At 52.5% G+C, this 17,321-nt stretch carries 18 protein-coding genes; 9 read left to right on the top strand and 9 right to left on the bottom strand.

Features of this window, described 5'->3' with window-relative positions; genetic code table 11:
* Positions 1-2: 2 nt before the first annotated feature.
* From galT to modE, 4 genes are all read right to left on the bottom strand, one after another.
* Positions 3-1,049 (bottom strand): galactose-1-phosphate uridylyltransferase, encoded by a 1,047-nt coding sequence (gene galT / locus IO95_RS18475; protein WP_037386499.1) that lies wholly within the window; start codon positions 1,047-1,049, stop codon positions 3-5.
* A 265-nt stretch (positions 1,050-1,314) separates the two neighbouring features.
* Entirely contained in the window at positions 1,315-2,136 is an 822-nt protein-coding gene (locus IO95_RS18470; RefSeq protein ID WP_023489205.1) for a CPBP family intramembrane glutamic endopeptidase, read from the bottom strand.
* 149 nt (positions 2,137-2,285) lie between these two features.
* Positions 2,286-3,785, bottom strand: coding sequence for a molybdate ABC transporter ATP-binding protein ModF (modF, locus tag IO95_RS18465; RefSeq protein WP_037386515.1), 1,500 nt, complete (start codon positions 3,783-3,785; stop codon positions 2,286-2,288).
* Between the two features lie 141 nt (positions 3,786-3,926).
* A complete protein-coding gene (gene modE, locus IO95_RS18460; RefSeq protein ID WP_023489207.1) occupies positions 3,927-4,718 on the bottom strand; it encodes a molybdenum-dependent transcriptional regulator in 792 nt (263 codons plus the stop codon).
* A 185-nt stretch (positions 4,719-4,903) separates the two neighbouring features.
* Between modE and IO95_RS24345 the strand changes: the two genes are divergently transcribed.
* The 4 genes from IO95_RS24345 to modC all read left to right on the top strand — a co-directional run bounded on the left by IO95_RS24345 (position 4,904) and on the right by modC (position 7,724).
* Positions 4,904-5,047: an AcrZ family multidrug efflux pump-associated protein gene (locus tag IO95_RS24345; RefSeq protein ID WP_023489208.1), complete on the top strand. Its 144-nt coding sequence runs from the start codon at positions 4,904-4,906 to the stop codon at positions 5,045-5,047.
* 149 nt (positions 5,048-5,196) lie between these two features.
* A complete protein-coding gene (gene modA / locus IO95_RS18450; RefSeq protein ID WP_023489209.1) occupies positions 5,197-5,970 on the top strand; it encodes a molybdate ABC transporter substrate-binding protein in 774 nt (257 codons plus the stop codon).
* Positions 5,967-6,656, top strand: coding sequence for a molybdate ABC transporter permease subunit (gene modB, locus IO95_RS18445; protein ID WP_023489210.1), 690 nt, complete (start codon positions 5,967-5,969; stop codon positions 6,654-6,656). Before modA ends, modB begins: the two co-directional genes overlap by 4 nt.
* Positions 6,657-7,724 carry a molybdenum ABC transporter ATP-binding protein ModC gene (gene modC / locus IO95_RS18440; RefSeq protein WP_023489211.1) on the top strand — a complete coding sequence of 356 codons (1,068 nt, stop codon included), beginning with the start codon at positions 6,657-6,659 and terminating at the stop codon, positions 7,722-7,724.
* Between the two features lie 43 nt (positions 7,725-7,767).
* On the opposite strand, the gene IO95_RS18435 is transcribed toward modC, so the two are convergent.
* Complete coding sequence (locus IO95_RS18435; RefSeq protein ID WP_023489212.1) at positions 7,768-8,589, bottom strand: pyridoxal phosphatase; 822 nt, start codon at positions 8,587-8,589, stop codon at positions 7,768-7,770.
* 151 nt (positions 8,590-8,740) lie between these two features.
* Between IO95_RS18435 and pgl the strand changes: the two genes are divergently transcribed.
* Positions 8,741-9,736, top strand: a complete 996-nt coding sequence (gene pgl / locus IO95_RS18430) for a 6-phosphogluconolactonase (RefSeq protein ID WP_023489213.1) — start codon at positions 8,741-8,743, stop codon at positions 9,734-9,736.
* Between the two features lie 48 nt (positions 9,737-9,784).
* Here pgl and IO95_RS18425 read toward each other — a convergent pair whose 3' ends face one another.
* The 4 genes from IO95_RS18425 to bioA form a co-directional block, all read right to left on the bottom strand.
* On the bottom strand, positions 9,785-10,267 hold the full coding sequence (locus IO95_RS18425; RefSeq protein ID WP_023489214.1) for a kinase inhibitor: 483 nt from the start codon (positions 10,265-10,267) through the stop codon (positions 9,785-9,787).
* Between the two features lie 80 nt (positions 10,268-10,347).
* On the bottom strand, positions 10,348-11,610 hold the full coding sequence (locus IO95_RS18420; protein ID WP_023489215.1) for a type II toxin-antitoxin system HipA family toxin: 1,263 nt from the start codon (positions 11,608-11,610) through the stop codon (positions 10,348-10,350).
* Positions 11,603-11,920, bottom strand: coding sequence for a helix-turn-helix domain-containing protein (locus IO95_RS18415; protein WP_037386494.1), 318 nt, complete (start codon positions 11,918-11,920; stop codon positions 11,603-11,605). Before IO95_RS18415 ends, IO95_RS18420 begins: the two co-directional genes overlap by 8 nt.
* Positions 11,921-12,084: 164 nt before the next feature.
* Complete coding sequence (gene bioA / locus IO95_RS18410; protein WP_037386513.1) at positions 12,085-13,359, bottom strand: adenosylmethionine--8-amino-7-oxononanoate transaminase; 1,275 nt, start codon at positions 13,357-13,359, stop codon at positions 12,085-12,087.
* Positions 13,360-13,448: 89 nt separating this feature from the next.
* On the opposite strand from bioA, the gene bioB reads away from it, so the two are divergent.
* Genes bioB through bioD form a run of 4 tightly spaced genes read left to right on the top strand, consistent with a single transcriptional unit; the run spans position 13,449 to position 17,061 of the window.
* Entirely contained in the window at positions 13,449-14,486 is a 1,038-nt protein-coding gene (gene bioB / locus IO95_RS18405; RefSeq protein WP_023489218.1) for a biotin synthase BioB, read from the top strand.
* A complete protein-coding gene (gene bioF / locus IO95_RS18400; RefSeq protein WP_023489219.1) occupies positions 14,486-15,637 on the top strand; it encodes an 8-amino-7-oxononanoate synthase in 1,152 nt (383 codons plus the stop codon). Before bioB ends, bioF begins: the two co-directional genes overlap by 1 nt.
* Positions 15,621-16,388 carry a malonyl-ACP O-methyltransferase BioC gene (gene bioC, locus IO95_RS18395; RefSeq protein ID WP_023489220.1) on the top strand — a complete coding sequence of 256 codons (768 nt, stop codon included), beginning with the start codon at positions 15,621-15,623 and terminating at the stop codon, positions 16,386-16,388. The genes bioF and bioC overlap by 17 nt, the downstream gene beginning before the upstream one ends.
* Positions 16,381-17,061, top strand: coding sequence for a dethiobiotin synthase (bioD, locus tag IO95_RS18390; RefSeq protein ID WP_023489221.1), 681 nt, complete (start codon positions 16,381-16,383; stop codon positions 17,059-17,061). Before bioC ends, bioD begins: the two co-directional genes overlap by 8 nt.
* The last annotated feature ends 260 nt before the right edge of the window (positions 17,062-17,321 follow it).

The following is a 17,321-nucleotide window of genomic DNA, read 5'->3' as shown; positions in this document are numbered from 1 at the left end:
TATTAGGCTCCGACAGATTGAAAATGGACATCACTGACTGCGCGCAAATGTTCTGCGGCCTGTTCTGCCGTCAAGTCACGCTGGGTTTCCGCCAGCATTTCATAACCCACCATAAATTTCCGTACTGTTGCACTGCGCAATAACGGTGGGTAGAAGTGGGCGTGCAATTGCCAGTGGCGGGTATCGGCATGATTGAACGGGGCTCCATGCCAACCCATAGAATAAGGAAAAGAGCACTGAAACAGATTGTCATAACGGCTGGTGAGTTTCTTCAGCGCGATAGCCAGATCGCTGCTTTGTGCTGCCGAGAGTTCGCTAAGCCGTTGTACGGCTGCTTTTGGTAGCAACAGGGTTTCAAATGGCCAGGCAGCCCAGTAAGGCACTACGGCTAGCCAGTGCTCAGTTTCCACCACTGTGCGGCTACCATCGGCTTGTTCACGCTGGACATAGTCGAACAGCATCGGGGAGTGATGCTGAGTGAAGTACTCCTGCTGTAGTTGGTCTTCACGCTCAGCTTCATTGGGTAGGAAACTGTTAGCCCAGACTTGTCCATGTGGATGAGGATTAGAGCACCCCATGGTGGCCCCTTTGTTTTCAAAAACTTGTACCCATGGGTAGCTGCGCCCTAAATCAGCAGTCTGCTGTTGCCAGGTAGCGACCACCTGTTCTAGCTCAGGAATGGTCAACTGCGGCAGCGTTTTACTGTGATCGGGAGAAAAACAGATCACGCGGCTGGTACCACGTGCACTTTGACAACGCAGCAGCGGATCATGGCTTTCTGGGGCTGCAGGGGTGTCTTGCATCAGGGCAGCAAAGTCATTGGTAAATACGTAGGTGCCTAGGTAGTCAGGATTTTTATCGCCTGTGACTCGAGTATTGCCCGGGCAAAGAAAACAGTCTGGGTCATGGGCTGGCAATGTTTGCGCCATTGCGGATTCCTGCTGGCCTTGCCATGGACGCTTGGCCCGGTGCGGTGAAACCAATACCCATTGGCCAGTGAGCGGATTAAAACGACGGTGCGGATGATCAATCGGGTTAAAACAGTTCATAACGATCCTTTTAATCACTCATCAGATTGAATGTAATCGCTTTCACATTCGGTATGATGAGTTATCGTCTGGTTTAGGTTAAAAAAGATGGCGTAAAGATAGCATAATTAGCGCTGATAAAAGGTGATCTAACACTAAAAAAGAGAGCGTTTACACGCCTTGCACTCGCTGAGTTAACGCTATTATCACGTTAGCTTGAACAGATATTTGGTAGCGCTTCCACTCCGAGTCAGTGGCCAGCGAGATATCCGCCAGCCAGTTCTGATTATGGGTGCTGATAGAGGGGGTAAGTAAAAAACAGGAGATGGGTCAGATTAAGCGCAAAATGGAAAAGTACCGGTACCCATAGACGTCCACTCCACATCCAGGCTAGGCCATAGATCAACCCAGCCAATGTGGCAAACACCACCATAAGCCAACCGGCGGCAAAGTGTGCAGCGCCAAACAGTAACGCGGTGATGATCAGCGCCGGGTAGGCGCCTAACCAGCGGCTGCAACGTTGTTGTAAATAGCCACGAAACAGGGCTTCTTCAGCCAGAGAGACAAAAAACAGATTAGCCATGATAAAGGCCAGGATCCACGGCGGCATATGCAGTTCAATTTTCAGCCCACCCAGAGCTACCGCCAATAGCAGCAGCGCCGGGATAGACAACGCCAGGACCACCCAGGCACTGACACCCACAACTCGGTCTGGCTGGTCAGTATTGAACAGCGTTGGCAAGCAGGCCATTAGCAGGAAGGGCACCAGTGCCTTGTCGAAGTTGTAGTACAGAGAATAAGTAGAACTCAGTGGCCCCAGTTTTGCCTTTTCCACCATCAAGGGGTTATTGAATCCAGGCATCAGGTGATAAAACAGGGCGAGTGAGCAAGCCACTAAAAAGAGTTCGAGTACAACAGAAACCATGCGCTGTTGGCGATAGTGTTGTCGAAGCCAGATACCGATGGCGATTATCGCCAGGCAACCCAGACTGGTTGGGGTGAGGATCTGGTGGTGAACCCCAATTCCTATCGCTGCCACCAACAGGACAAAGGCAATCAGCCGATTAAATGGCAGAAAAAACAACGAAGCTGAAAGTACACCCCACATAATCGCTATTCCTAAAAATAAGCCTATGACACTCAGTGCCAGTAACTTGATTCACTACAGACATACAAGGGATAGTAGCACAAGCCTGCAGATGCAAAGCCCTGAGTCTAAACAATGCTTATTACTCCCTTAATTGATGGTCGTTGCCACTAGCTGTTGCTGGCATTTGCATAGCTATCAATCAGGACCTCTTGCTGATAGCGATAACCTTCACCATCTGGAATAAAGGTCAAGCGGTGGGTGATACACTCCGGTGCATCCTCACTATGGTGGGAAACAAATAGCAACTGAGTCGTCCCTTGCTGGATCAGCACATCAATAAAGCGCCGGACCAGTTGGCGGTTAAGCGGGTCTAGACCTTGCAAAGGTTCATCCAGGATCAACAACGCCGGGTGTTTAACCAGTGCGCGAGCAATCAAGGTTAACCGCTGTTGCCCCCAGGAGAGTGTATGGAAAGGCGCATTACCCAATGCCTCATTGAATCCAAGTAACTGTAACCACTGTGAGGTCAACTGTTGTTGGCGTTCGGATGCGGCTTGATAAATACCAATGGAATCAAAGAAGCCCGATAGGATAACGTTACGTACACTGGCGCTGACACGATAATCCAGATGCAGGCTGCTACTGACATATCCAATATGGCGTTTGATTTCCCAAATGGTTTCGCCACTGCCACGCCGACGGCCAAATAGCGTCAGGTCGTTGCTATAACCTTGAGGGTGGTCACCGGTAATCAGGCTGAGCAGTGTCGATTTACCGGCTCCATTGGGGCCGACGATCTGCCAGTGTTCGCCGGGATTAACCTGCCAACTGAGGCGATGGAGAATGGGGCGATCATTATAGCTGACGATACCATCACGCAAGACAATCAATGGGTTGGTTGTTGGCAGGGGAATATTCAGGGTGGGATCTTCGGTTTCAGGCAACGAAAGGTTGCTGAGATTTTCGCTGTGTGCCAATTGGGCCACCAGCGCGTCAGCCATCACCTGTTCCCGTGGCCCTTGGCTGGTCAAGGTACAATCTGCCAATACCCCTACTTGTTGAATAAAATTCGGGATTTCATCAAAGCGGTTAAGGACCAGCACCAGCGTCACCCCCTGTTGGGCTAGTTCTCCTAGCAAGGTGGCAAGCTGGGCACGTGACTGGTTATCCAATCCATCAAAAGGTTCATCAAGAATTAATAAATCAGGGGCTGGCATCAGAGCACGGCATAATAACGTTTTGCGTGTTTCGCCGGTAGAGAGGTATTTGAAGCGGCGCGCCAACAGCGGTGCGATGCCAAACTGTGCGGCAAGTTGTGTGCAGCGCTGATCATCCTGAATATCCTCCTGAATGATTTCTGCGGTAGTGCGACCAGTGTCGTCCTCATCGGGGCTTAACAGGTCGGTATTGTTGCGCTGCCATTCATCACTGACCAGTTTTTGTAATTGCTCGAAGGAGATCCGTACCACATTGCGGAAATCATGGCGGTATGCCCCGTTCAGTAAGGTCAGATCACCAGCCAGCGCCCGCGCCAGGGCTGACTTCCCGCTGCCATTAGCACCGACAAAAGCCCAGCAGTCACCTGACTGAATATTCAGTTGAGGCAAGGATAAAGTGCGAGTGTCGCTTAACCGGAATAAAGCTTGCGAAATTTGCAACGAGGACATCATTTATTCTCTATTGGGTATTGATTAGCTTTAGAAATATTCGCATCAGAAAGAGATGTCAATCGGCAATAATGCAACGTGATATTGCCGTTAACGCAACATAGCGACTAACGCTACGTAGCGGCTAACACACCATAGCGGCTAACACAACGTAGCGACAATAACGCGGTCGGCATTGAACAGCGCATGGACTGCCATCCCTTGGCGCAGTTTCAATTGGGCTAACTCTTGGTTGCTGATTGTGGCGCAGAGCGTTTCTCCCCCGGTGAGGGTGAGCAACACTTCACTGTGATCATTGCCCGGTTGAATATTGGCCACCGTGCCAGGCAGAACATTGTCTGCCAAACCGTGCAACGCAGCGTCAGTACTGATTTTTACCCAAGGTGCTTTAATCAGCGCCAGTACCTCTTTGCCCGGGGTCAATTGCAACCGTTCGGCACTTTGCTGTGTCACGGCGGCAGTCAGTCGGGTGTGGCCGTCTGCCAGCAGCAGGTGGATAGCTTGCTGGACCTGTCGATGGTCGCGTTCAATCACCGTAGCGAAAAACTGGTTGCGAGCGCTGGTTTGCAGCGAGAAACGGGCAATGGCTGCCAGTAGGCTATCCAGCGGCAAATTATCCTGTTGCAACACATCAAAGGCTTTTTGCTGGATCTGACCTAGCAAGTCATAAAGCTGGATCAAACGGTGCCCATAGTGTGTCACCTGTGCGCCGCCCCCCCCCTTGCCGCCTGTGGCTCGTTCCACCACGGTTTGCTCCGCCAGTTGGTTCATTTCATTAATGGCATCCCAGGCGCTTTTGTAGCTGATCCCGGCCAGTTTGGCCCCTTGACTGATCGAGCCAGTCTGTACCACTTGTTTGAGCAGGGCGATACGGCGTGGGTCTGCGAACAGTTTTTGCTTAAGCTTCAAGGTGAGAAGGATCTCGGCCTGCATAGTGAACTCCAATGGGTCGCCTGATGACAACCTGTCTATTGTCGCTGATTTGCTCAACACTGCCAACAGAGCACGTTTAGCTGCTTATCCTGCCCTGGGAGTCGTTAAAATAAGCGCGTTTTTGACCATTTTGGTTTACAGTAACCTTTGTAGCACTGTTTGCAAGGCTGTTAAGTGAGGTCCCCATGTTAGAGTTATTGAAAAGTCTGGTGTTTGCTGTGGTCATGGTGCCGGTGGTGATGGCCGTTATTTTGGGGCTCATCTATGCCTTGGGTGAGGTGTTCAACGTCTTCTCCAAATTGGGTCATCCTAAAGAAGATCACCGCTAATCTCCTCTCCCCGCTTATGATGTTGGCGGGGTTTTTACGTTTAACTTCGCGATACCTCTCGTTTTACCCATAAACCTCATGACAATTCTGGGTCTATCGCTATATCATCATTTACATAACGATGAGATTAACCGATGGGAAAATCAACCATGAAACAGCAATGGATCAAGTGGATTACAGGTATCACGCTGGCTTCTGGTCTGACTATGCCGGCGGTGGCGGCAGAGAAAATCACCGTTTTTGCCGCGGCCTCGTTAACCAATGCGCTGCAAGAGATCGCCACCGAGTATCAGAAAACACAAGGGGTTGAGGTGGTCTCTTCGTTTGCTTCCTCTTCGACCCTGGCGCGCCAGATTCAACAAGGCGCACCCGCGGATATATTTATCGCCGCTGATCAGCAATGGATGGATTACGCCATCGGCAAACAGTTGATGGTCGCCGAGACGCGCTACACGCTACTCGGTAATGAACTGGTGCTGATTGCCGCTAAGTCCGCCAAGCAAGATAAAATCGACATCAACCCGCAAACCGATTGGCTTAAATTGTTAAACGGTAGCCGTTTAGCGGTGGGTGACCCTGATCACGTCCCGGCCGGTATCTACGCCAAACAAGCGCTGCAACATCTGGGAGCCTGGGAGGCGTTAGAGCCTCAATTAGCCCGAGGGAATAATGTGCGTAGTGCGATGGTGCTGGTTGAACGGGGGGAAGCGCCGTTGGGCATTGTCTACGGTTCTGATGCTGTCGCCAGCGATAAGGTGAAAGTGGTGGGGATCTTCCCTGAACAGAGCCATCAACCTGTTGAGTATCCGATGGCAATAGTCAAACAGCGCCAGACACCCGCTGTTACCGCTTTTTATGAGTATCTCAAGGGGCCGCAAGCCACGGCTATTTTTGAACGTTTCGGATTTACAGCGCGTAAATGATATTAAGCGAATATGAATGGCAGGCCATTGAGCTCAGCCTGAAAGTCTCTAGCTTGGCGGTGATCTGCAGTTTGCCGCTGGGCATTCTGATGGCCTGGGTTTTAGTGCGTTGTCACTTCCCGGGTAAATCCTTGTTGGACAGTATTGTTCATTTGCCTTTAGTTCTGCCGCCAGTGGTGGTGGGTTACCTGTTGCTGATCGCCATGGGGCGACGTGGGTTTATTGGTGAATGGCTGTACCAATGGTTTGGTTTCAGCTTTAGCTTCAGTTGGCGTGGTGCGGCTCTGGCGTCGGCTGTGGTGGCCTTTCCGCTGATGGTGCGCGCCATTCGTTTGGCGCTTGAAGCGGTGGATATTCGCCTGGAACAAGCCGCCCGCACCCTGGGGGCCAATCCTTGGCGGGTTTTTTTTACCATCACGTTACCGCTCTCCTTGCCGGGGGTGATCGTCGGGGTGGTGCTGGCGTTTGCGCGCTCTTTGGGTGAGTTTGGTGCCACTATCACCTTTGTTTCCAATATTCCTGGTGAAACTCGGACTATCCCGCTGGCGATGTATACCTTGATAGAAACACCTGGTGCTGAAGCGGCGGCTGCCCGTTTATGCGTGATTGCTATTGTGCTGGCGATGGCTGCTTTGATGACCTCGGAATGGCTGGCCCGTTGGGGCCGCAAGCGTATGGGGCTATAGATGTTAGAACTGGATTTTTGCCAGCAACTGGGTGCACTTAATCTCAAGATACAGGCTAATCTGCCCGCTCAAGGGATTACTGCCATCTTTGGGCTTTCTGGAGCGGGTAAAACCTCATTAATTAATGCGATCGCTGGTTTGACGCCGGTACAACAGGGGCGCATTGTTCTTAATGGACATACTCTGCTCGATACCACCAACGGAGTCTGTCTTGCACCGGAAAAACGGCGCATAGGTTATGTGTTCCAGGATGCACGCCTGTTCCCGCACTATCGAGTACGTGGCAACCTGCAATACGGTATGGCAGCCAGCAGTCGCGGTCAGTTTGATGATATTGTCGCCTTGCTGGGGATTGAACCATTACTTAACCGCTTGCCGTTGACACTTTCCGGCGGAGAAAAACAGCGGGTAGCGATTGGCCGGGCGTTGCTTAGCGCACCGCAATTGCTGTTGATGGATGAGCCTTTGGCATCTCTCGATATACCGCGCAAACGCGAGTTGTTACCCTATCTGGAACGGTTGGCAAAACAGGTGAATATCCCGATCCTCTACGTTAGCCATAGCATGGATGAAATCTTACGCTTAGCGCAGCAAGTCATGGTGTTGGATAATGGCCAGGTACGTGCAGTGGGTGGGGTGGAGGAAGTCTGGGCCAGCAGTGCCTTGCGCCCTTGGTTGCAGCGTGAAGACCAGAGTAGCGTGCTGAGCGTGAGTGTCATCAAGCGGCATGAACATTATGCAATGAGTGCCTTGGCGCTCGGTGATCAACTGCTGTGGGTTAGTGCTATTGATCTCCCCATCGGTACCCGGTTGCGTATTCGCATCAACGCTGCCGATGTCTCATTGGTTCTACAACCCCCCACCAATAGCAGCATTCGCAATATTTTACCGGCTAAAGTGCTGGAATGCCTGGATGTGGATGGCCAGGTTGAGGTGAAGCTAGCCATCGGGGAGCATATTCTCTGGGCACGTATTACTCCTTGGGCACGTGACGATTTGACCATCAAACCCGGTCAATGGCTTTATGCGCAGGTCAAGAGCGTATCCATGAGCCGTGAAGGGAGTTGAAAGCAGACGGAGAAGGGGGCAACACACTTCTCCGTTTTGCGGATTAACTCAGAACTCGGGTACGGATCACCTCTGCAATACCCGGTTGTAAGTGGTCGGCGATCACCAAATCAGCGCGTTCTTTGACTGCGTCATCTGCGTTACCCATGGCAACACCGAGCCCGACGGCTTCAAGCATACTTAAATCATTGTAGTTGTCGCCAAAGGCAACCACCTGCTCCATCTTTAATCCTTGTGATTCCACCCACTGTTGCAGCCGTTTACCTTTGCTGTTACCGTTTTTGGCGATGTCTACCTGATCGTGCCATGACCATTCACAAGCTAGCCCCAACTCGTTCTCCACCGTTTCGGCAAACTGGCGCAGTACAGAGATATCTCCGTGTGAGACGGCAAATTTCCAGATGGACTGCGCGTCATCAGCCGCTTGCTGCAGACTATTGACGTGCAACAAGGTAGGGCGTTGTGCTTCCGGTAAACTTTTCGCCCAGGTTTGGGTGCGCAGCACATGACCACTGGGGGTTTGATACAGCATGGCATCATCAACATAGAGCAGGCCGTGAATATCACTCTGTTTCAGCCGTTGTAATACTTGCCGGGCCTGCTCCTTCGGCATGGGGTCGGCAGTTAGCACTTTTTTTTGCTGGAAATCGTACAGGTAGGTGCCGTTACAGCAAATAGCCGGGGTATCGAGTTGCAATTCCTGATAGAACGGGTGAATGGCAACATGATGGCGACCCGTGACCACCACCACCTTGACGCCGGCGGCACGGGCTTGCGCCAAGGCAGCCAGTGATTGTGGCAAAATGCGTTTCTGCTTATCTAGCAGTGTGCCGTCTAAATCGAGGGCAATAATACGGTAGTTCATCGTGACCCCATGAGGTAAGTAAAGCGATAATACCGATGGTACACCTAACGGCGGTTTGACAAAACCCGGTGTTAGACGGGGGTTGTCATGTCAACGATGTCAGGTAAGCTAAAGAACACAATCGGTTACTCTTTCTCATTAAGGAAAGCAAATGAAGCAAATCGTTTATGTCGCTAGCCCGGAAAGCCAGCAGATCCATGTTTGGCAGTTAGACTCTCAGGGCGCGTTGACGTTAGAGCAGACGGTGGATGTACCAGGGCAGGGGCAACCGATGGCCATTCACCCGGATAATAGCCACCTGTATATTGGGGTACGCCCGGCATTGGGTATCGTCAGTTACCGTATTGATGCTGCTGGTAAACTGCAGGAGGCGGGGATGGCCCCATTACCTGGCAGCCCGACCCATATCGCCACCGATTTGCAAGGCCGTTACCTGTTTTCTGCTTCCTATAACGACAACTGCGTCACCGTCAGTCCCATAGGTCATGATGGTGTAGTGGGAGCTCCCATCCAGCAGGTTGATGGTTTGACCGCCCCGCACTCAGCCAATATTGACTCGACTAATCAACGGCTATTGATCCCCTGCTTGAAAGAAGATCGTATTCGTCTTTTTAATCTGCATCAGGACGGCGTATTGACCCCTGAGACTCCGGAGGCGGTTGCCACTGCGGTTGGTGCTGGGCCACGTCATATGGCATTCCATCCTAATGGTCAGTTCGCTTATTGTCTCAATGAACTGGATAGCACTGTTGATGTTTTGGCCTGTGGTGAGCATGGGGGCCCTTACACCCTAGTGCAAACCCTGGATATGATGCCTGCTGATTTCAACGGTACTCGTTGGGGGGCGGATATTCATCTCACGCCTAATGGCCGCTTCCTATATACCTGTGATCGTACCGCCAGTATCCTGACGATTTTCGCCGTTTCGCCGCAAGGGGATAACATTACCTTAGTTGGACATCAGGCAACGGAACAACAGCCCCGTGGTTTTAATATCGACCACCGCGGCCATTTTTTGATTGCTGCAGGGCAGAAATCAGGTCATATCACGGTTTATGGCATTGATCCGCATCAGGGGCAGTTATCGGCTCTGGGGCGTTACCCGGTAGGGCAAGGCCCAATGTGGGTGAGTGTGCTGGCTCACTGATCTATAGCAAGACCAGAGCAGGCCTTGGTGCCTGCCCTGGGCGATGGATCAACAGTAGGTCACGGTCAGTGTCGCTTTGCCAAGGCTATGGAAGTGAATATTGAAGCCGACCATGGCGCCACTGGCTTCTTCATCCACCGGGATACTTTCCACATCCAGTGCGTGAACAGTGAAATGATAACGATGACTTTCTCCTTGTGGCGGAGCCGCACCACCGTAACCGGCTTTACCAAAATCGGTACGGGTCTGTATCGCTCCCTTGGGTAGCCCAGGTTTGCCAGAACCGGCACCCTGCGGCAGTTCGGTTACGGTTGCCGGAATGTTGGCCACCACCCAGTGCCACCAGCCAGAGCCGGTAGGGGCATCGGGATCAAATACGGTGATAGCAAAGCTTTTGGTACCCGCGGGTACGCCATCCCAAGTCAGGTGAGGGGAGAGGTTACCCCCTTGGTAGCCCATGCCGTTAAATACCTGTAGTTCAGGCATTTTGGCCCCATTCTGCAGATCATTACTGTATAAACGAAACGTCATAACCACTCTCCCATATCGTTCTTTAAGTCAATGAGCCTAGATTGTTTTGCGGCAAGAATATACAGCCAAGTCAGTGGTTTTTAGCGACCAAGCAAGTTGATATTCTCATCGATTCGCTGCTGGATAGTTTGTAACGTGCCTGGGGTGATCGCTTGGGGATACATCTGCTTGGCTAAAGTGGCAAACTGGCCCGCCACATCGCAAAATCGGTCAATCAGGGTACTCGCTATATTGGCTGGCATCTCGGCTTCTTCGGCAAGCCGGAGCATAGCCTCACGGTGAATTTCCAGTGCTTCGCCCATCACATCCATCTGATGATACCCCCCTGGGCCTTCACAGAACGTGACGTCATACGCTGGTGCCAATTTCCACTCACCAGAGGGTGACATAAGATAGGAAAAATTCTTGGGATGATCGTCTCGGTTGTTGAACACCACATTGAAAACCACACGCTCAAATGCGAGTGCTTTCTCCCGCACATCATTAGTGCACATTTGGGTGGCCCGCAAGAAATTAACGTAATCTAACGACCCTGGTGTGGTGAAATCAGCACCAGTAAAGGCGGCAAGACTTTGCATAGGCACGCGCAAAGCCCCATGCCGATCAAAGCGTTTGGTCGCGAAGGCCGCTAACCCATTGGGCAGGCTGAAATAGTGCGTCTCAGGCGTCTGAATGCCACACAGGCGTAAGCATTCGGCATAGACCATCTCTATGGCACAGACTTCGGGATGTTCTTGTTGAGCAGGAAATTTGATCAACCAAGCTTCAAAGCCTGGCGTAGACGTAGTGGTAAAAGTGCCGGTTTGGGGGTCGCGATAGACCAAAGCCTTGGGTCTGGCACCTTGTGGAGAGCCGCCTACCAACAGTAATTTTTGCAGGAATGCCCCACCTTCACCCTTGAGGACTTCTTGCACTTCTGCCGCAAGTCGATCAATGGAGATATCCCCTTCCATCTCCAGCCCCTCGGGTGCGACAGGCTCGAATGACATGGCCCCCATGGCATGGTTGCCAATGTAAGTCAGCCGCTCCAGTGGCCCGATACGTGCTGCATTGAGGCCACGGCGTTTGAACAAACGATCCATCAGCAGCATCCCCCAACCGTCAGGGAGAGCATCATAGACGGGTCCGGGTAGCCCCAACTGGTGGGGCGGAAAGTCTCTGCGTAACGGCGTTCCTGCCAATGGTAGCTTAAAAGACGACAGTTCCAACCCTTTCTGCTTCGCTTCCTGGCTGTATTCAAACAGAATCAGTGGGCGGCCGGTGATCACTGTCGTCGAAACCAGCGAGCCCCAGTGCCAATGTTCACCCCAGCCATTGTAGTAGACATTGACTTGCTCAAGCATTGTCGAACCTCCTCTTGACACGATGACGTTTCGCGCTGTTTTCGTAGCGGAAAATATCTTCAAGGCTGTCCAATTTTGGTAGGAACAAGGCTTCGAGTTCCTGGCTGCGCCCAAGAACCATCGCTACACGGACTAGATTTTCGAACCCGACATTGCGCCCTGCCTCAAGATTAGACACGGTATTGCTGCTAATACCGGCGCGTGCCGCGACATCAGCCTGCGTCATCTGTAGCGCTAACCGCTCAGTGCGCAGACGCTCACAGATCCGCTTAACGATCTCATCGGGTTTTCTTAGGCTTAAATCCAATATATTGTGCCTTATGTGGCTTTTTTGCTCTTAATTCACAATATTATAGAATTAACTTTGGCTGTGGTCAAAACTGCAATGCGCAAAAATTGTGCTTTATTCAGAGGGTAATCCTGCGCACCGCAATCATTATGCCGATCACGGTGCGGTTCTATACTCACATTTTCTCACGCCACCGCGGCCGCAATGGCTGCAGTTAGACGCGAAAGTTGTTCTGGGGTGATGATATAAGGCGGCATCAGGTAAATCAGTTTGCCGAATGGCCGGATCCACACACCTCGCTCGACAAAACCACGTTGTAGCGCCGCTACATCCACTGGCTGGCGCATTTCTACCACGCCAATAGCACCGAGCACCCGGACATCCGCCACCTTGGGCAGAGCTGTGAGAGGGAGTAGCTGCTGCTTTAGCTGGTTTTGAATGTCACGCACTTGCTGTTGCCAAAGATTATCCTCGAGCAGTGTCAGGCTGGCGCAGGCAACCGCACAGGCCAGAGGATTTCCCATAAAGGTTGGGCCATGCATAAAACAGCCTGCGGCACCTTCACTGATGGTTTCTGCCACATGGCGGGTGGTGAGGGTAGCAGAAAGGGTCATATATCCCCCAGTCAGCGCTTTGCCCAAACAGAGAATATCAGGCACGACATCCGCATGTTCACAGGCAAACAGCTTGCCGGTACGGCCAAACCCGGTGGCAATCTCATCAGCTATTAACAAAATCTGGTGCTGGTCGCACAGTTCACGCACGCGTTTAACATAGTTAGGGTGATAGATACGCATCCCCCCCGCCCCTTGAACGATAGGTTCGAGGATCACCGCAGCAATCTCTCCCGCATGTTGCTCTAGCAGGGTATTAAATGGCGCGATGTCCTGCTCGTCCCAGGGGGCGTCGAAGCGACATTGAGGCGCGGTGGCAAACAGATGCGGTGCAAGATACCCCTGATACAGGCTATGCATGGAATTATCTGGGTCGCATACCGACATCGCGCCAAAGGTATCACCATGATAGCCCTGGCGTAGGGTCAAAATACGTTGTCGCCGCTCTCCACGGGCCTGCCAATATTGCAGCGCCATTTTCAGCGCCACTTCCACCGCCACGGAACCTGAATCAGCCAGAAATACACATTGCAGCGCGTCGGGTGTCATCGCCAGCAATTTACGGCACAGGGCAATGGCAGCGGGATGGGTAATACCCCCGAACATCACATGTGACATTTTCTGCAACTGCTGTGTTGCGGCCTGATTGAGTTGCGGATGATTGTAACCGTGAATGGCGGCCCACCATGAAGACATGCCATCCACCAGTTGCCGGCCATCGGCCAGTTGCAATTCCACGCCACTGGCGGCGGTAATCGGGTAGCAGGGCAGCGGCTTAGTCATGGAGGTGTAGGGGTGCCAGATATGGCGTCGATCAAATTCAATATCGCAGGGGGAGAGAGACATTAACCGTAAACCAAAAATAAATAGAATGGTTGACAGTATAGCCGCAATATTTACACTGGCGACACTTTTCATATTGGGAGTTGCAGTCAATGGCCGATCGTATCCACTGGACCGTGGGGCTAGCCCAAGCCCTGTTTGATAAACCGCTGCTGGAATTGCTATACCAAGCACAAACCGTTCACCGCCAACATTTTGACCCACAACAAGTCCAAGTAAGTACACTGCTATCGATAAAAACCGGCGCTTGTCCGGAAGATTGTAAATACTGCCCGCAAAGTTCGCGTTATAAAACCGGCCTGGAGACTGAACGGTTGATGCAGGTGGAGCAGGTTTTGGCATCGGCGCGTCAGGCCAAAGCAGCCGGGTCAAGCCGTTTCTGCATGGGTGCCGCCTGGAAGAACCCGCACGAGCGTGATATGCCTTATCTGCAGCAGATGGTACAGGGGGTAAAAGCCATGGGGATGGAAACCTGTATGACGCTGGGTACCCTAGACCCTAGTCAGGCCGAGCGCTTGGCTGACGCCGGGTTGGATTACTACAACCATAATCTTGACACCTCGCCAGAATTTTACTCCAGCATCATCACCACGCGCAGCTACCAGGAGCGCCTGGATACCCTCGACACCGTGCGTAATGCCGGGATCAAAGTCTGTTCCGGCGGCATTGTCGGCTTGGGGGAAACCGTCGCTGACCGCGCCGGGTTGCTGGTGCAGTTAGCTAATTTGCCAACCCCACCTGAGAGCGTGCCAATCAACATGTTGGTGAAAGTGAAGGGGACACCACTGGCGGATAACGACGATGTCGATCCCTTTGATTTTATCCGCACTATCGCTATTGCGCGGATTATGATGCCCAGCTCTTATGTCCGCCTGTCAGCGGGTCGTGAGCAGATGAGTGAACAGACTCAGGCTATGTGCTTTATGGCTGGGGCCAACTCCATCTTCTATGGCTGTAAATTACTCACCACGCCCAATCCAGAAGAAGATAAAGATCGGCAGTTGTTCCGCAAATTGGGGCTTAACCCGCAGCAAACCTCCATTGAGCAGGGTGACAAGCAACAGCAGCAGATCTTGGCAGAACAACTGCTCAGCGCCGATACCGCCGAATTTTACAACGCGGCACGCTGATGAGCTGGCAACAACGTATTGAACAGGCGCTGAATGAGCGGCGGCAGCATGCCGCTTATCGACAACGGCAGGTCAATCAGGGCGGTAATGGGCGCTACCTGCAATGCAACGGTCAGCAGTATCTCAACTTTTCCAGTAATGATTACCTTGGGCTCAGCCAACATGCTGAGGTGATTGCCGCTTGGCAGCAGGGTGCGGTGCACTATGGTGTGGGGAGTGGCGGCTCTGGGCATGTGACCGGGTTTAGCCAGGCTCACCATGAATTAGAGCAGCAACTGGCCCAGTGGCTGGGGTATCCACGCGCTTTGCTGTTTATCTCCGGTTATGCCGCTAATCAGGCGGTCCTGGCGGCCTTAATGCAGGCTGGCGATTGCCTGTTAGCCGACAGACTCAGCCATGCCTCACTGTTAGAAGCGGCGATGCACTCACCCGCACAATTGCGGCGTTTTCATCATAACCAGCCACACTCGCTAGCCTCGTTACTGCAAAAAGCCTGTACAGGCCAACAACTGGTGATCACCGAAGGGATCTTCAGTATGGATGGTGACAGCGCACCGCTGGCGGAATTACAGCACTTAACCCACCAGGCGGGGGGCTGGCTGATGGTGGACGATGCGCACGGTATTGGCGTGCGTGGTGCACAAGGGCGCGGTAGTTGCTGGCAGCAGGGGGTACGCCCGGAGATCTTGGTGGTCACTTTTGGCAAAGCCTTTGGTGTCAGTGGTGCGGCGGTGTTATGTGATGAACCCTTGGCAGAATACTTGCTGCAATTTGCACGCCATCTGATTTATAGCACGGCGATGCCCCCGGCCCAGGCTTGTGCCTTGCAGGCCGCATTACATTGTGTCCAACAGGGGGACGAGTTACGGGCTCAATTACAGCGCCATATCCAACGCTTTCGCGCCGGGGTTGCCAGCCTGCCACTGAAGTTAACGGACTCAGACACCGCAATTCAACCGTTAGTGGTGGGGGATAACCAGCAAACGCTGGTTTTGGCCCAACGTCTGCGTGAGCAGGGGATTTGGGTTAGCGCTATCCGTCCGCCAACAGTGCCACCGGGTAGCGCGCGCTTGCGCATTACACTGACTGCGGCGCACCAAACAGAAGATATCGAACGTTTGCTAGAGGTGTTACATGACATCTGTGTTTGAGGGGGTGAACAAGCAGGCGGTGGCCGCGGCCTTCAGCCGGGCAGCAAAAAGTTATGATGTGGCGGCCGTGTTACAACGGGAGGTAGGAGAACGCTTAATCGCGATGGCGGCTCATCACCCTGGCCAATCGGTATTGGATGCTGGCTGTGGCACCGGTTATTTCAGCCGTCGTTGGCGCAACTTGGGTAAGCAGGTGACTGCGCTGGATCTGGCGCCGGGTATGTTGGCTTTTGCCCGCCAGCAGCAGGTGGCTGATCACTACTTACTGGGGGATATCGAGAATGTCCCGCTGCCAGATGCCTCTGTGGATATCTGTTTTAGCAGCCTGGTGGTGCAGTGGTGCAGCTCTCTGCCTCAGGTATTGGCGGAACTGTACCGGGTGACACGGCCGGGTGGGGTGATTTTATTCGCTACCTTGGCACAGGGCACATTACATGAATTGGCGGCTGCCTGGCAGCAGGTTGATGGTGAACGCCATGTGAATGATTTCCTGCCTGTCGCACAGATTAGTGCTGCTTGTCAGCACTATCGTCATGAGCTGCAACCTGCCTGGCAAACCCTGCATTACCCTGATGTTATGACACTGATGCGCTCATTGAAGGGGATTGGTGCCACCCATTTACATCAGGGCCGTGATAGCGGGTTGCTTTCTCGCCAGCGTTTAGCGGCATTGCAAGCGGCTTACTCCTGCCAACAGGGGCAGTACCCTCTCAGTTATCATCTGGTTTATGGAGTCATTTATCGTGATTAAACGTTGGTTTGTGACGGGAACGGATACGGAAGTGGGGAAAACGGTCGCCAGCAGTGCTCTGTTACAGGCGGCTCAGGCGGCAGGGTTTTGCTGTGCTGGTTATAAGCCAGTGGCTTCAGGCAGTGAAATGACCGCTGAGGGGTGGCGTAATAGTGATGCATTGGCTCTGCAGAGAAACAGCAGTATGGCGCTGGATTATACCGATGTGAATCCATACACCTTTGCTGAGGCAACCTCACCCCATATTGCCAGCCAACATGAAGGGATCCCCATCTCTCTGGCTCGACTTTCTAGTGGTTTACGTCACCTTGAACAACAGGCCGAGTGGTTGCTGGTGGAAGGGGCCGGGGGATGGTTTACCCCACTTTGCGAACGCTATACGCTTGCCGATTGGGTGCGCCAGGAACGCTTGTCGGTGATTCTGGTGGTTGGGATCAAACTGGGTTGTATCAACCATGCAGTGCTTACCGCTCAGGCCGTTCAGCAAGCGGGGCTACCCCTGGCAGGTTGGATAGCCAATCAGGTCATTAAACCGGGAAAACGCCATCAGGAGTATCTTGCGACGCTTTGCCGTATGTTGCCAGCCCCGTTGTTGGGGGAAATTCCCCATTTACCGCAGATTGAGCAACAGCGACTAGCGCAATATCTTGACTTGACACAGCTTGCCGAGTGAGTCAGTGACCGTTTATCCGATGTACTGTAAAACCCTGTCCGCTTAAGCTAAAAAGGGACTTTGTCAACAGTCCGAAATATCATTTTTTTTATGCACTTTTTTAGCATTAATTGTTATAAGCGATGCGAAATTTTTTTGAAAAAGTAACTAAAAAAATGACTGCAATGCCACTGCAAACGGAAAAGTGTCCTTTGCCTAACTCCCGCCCCTTATGGGGTACTGCGAGTTATCCACTATTCCTGTGGATAACCATGTGCATT

It is taken from the genome of Serratia sp. DD3 (assembly GCF_000496755.2).
The sequence above is the reverse complement of the archived record's forward strand: the minus strand, read 5'-3'. Positions and strand labels throughout refer to the sequence as shown.

Coding starts and splice junctions, on each gene's coding strand:
- IO95_RS18435 (WP_023489212.1), bottom strand. CDS start 8,589: ATGAACTACCGTATTATTGCCCTCGATTTAGACGGCACACTGCTAGAT.
- galT (WP_037386499.1), bottom strand. CDS start 1,049: ATGAACTGTTTTAACCCGATTGATCATCCGCACCGTCGTTTTAATCCG.
- pgl (WP_023489213.1), top strand. CDS start 8,741: ATGAAGCAAATCGTTTATGTCGCTAGCCCGGAAAGCCAGCAGATCCAT.
- modE (WP_023489207.1), bottom strand. CDS start 4,718: ATGCAGGCCGAGATCCTTCTCACCTTGAAGCTTAAGCAAAAACTGTTC.
- IO95_RS18425 (WP_023489214.1), bottom strand. CDS start 10,267: ATGACGTTTCGTTTATACAGTAATGATCTGCAGAATGGGGCCAAAATG.
- bioA (WP_037386513.1), bottom strand. CDS start 13,359: ATGTCTCTCTCCCCCTGCGATATTGAATTTGATCGACGCCATATCTGG.
- bioC (WP_023489220.1), top strand. CDS start 15,621: ATGACATCTGTGTTTGAGGGGGTGAACAAGCAGGCGGTGGCCGCGGCC.
- IO95_RS18420 (WP_023489215.1), bottom strand. CDS start 11,610: ATGCTTGAGCAAGTCAATGTCTACTACAATGGCTGGGGTGAACATTGG.
- modA (WP_023489209.1), top strand. CDS start 5,197: ATGAAACAGCAATGGATCAAGTGGATTACAGGTATCACGCTGGCTTCT.
- IO95_RS18470 (WP_023489205.1), bottom strand. CDS start 2,136: ATGTGGGGTGTACTTTCAGCTTCGTTGTTTTTTCTGCCATTTAATCGG.
- modF (WP_037386515.1), bottom strand. CDS start 3,785: ATGTCCTCGTTGCAAATTTCGCAAGCTTTATTCCGGTTAAGCGACACT.
- modC (WP_023489211.1), top strand. CDS start 6,657: ATGTTAGAACTGGATTTTTGCCAGCAACTGGGTGCACTTAATCTCAAG.
- bioB (WP_023489218.1), top strand. CDS start 13,449: ATGGCCGATCGTATCCACTGGACCGTGGGGCTAGCCCAAGCCCTGTTT.
- bioF (WP_023489219.1), top strand. CDS start 14,486: ATGAGCTGGCAACAACGTATTGAACAGGCGCTGAATGAGCGGCGGCAG.
- modB (WP_023489210.1), top strand. CDS start 5,967: ATGATATTAAGCGAATATGAATGGCAGGCCATTGAGCTCAGCCTGAAA.
- IO95_RS24345 (WP_023489208.1), top strand. CDS start 4,904: ATGTTAGAGTTATTGAAAAGTCTGGTGTTTGCTGTGGTCATGGTGCCG.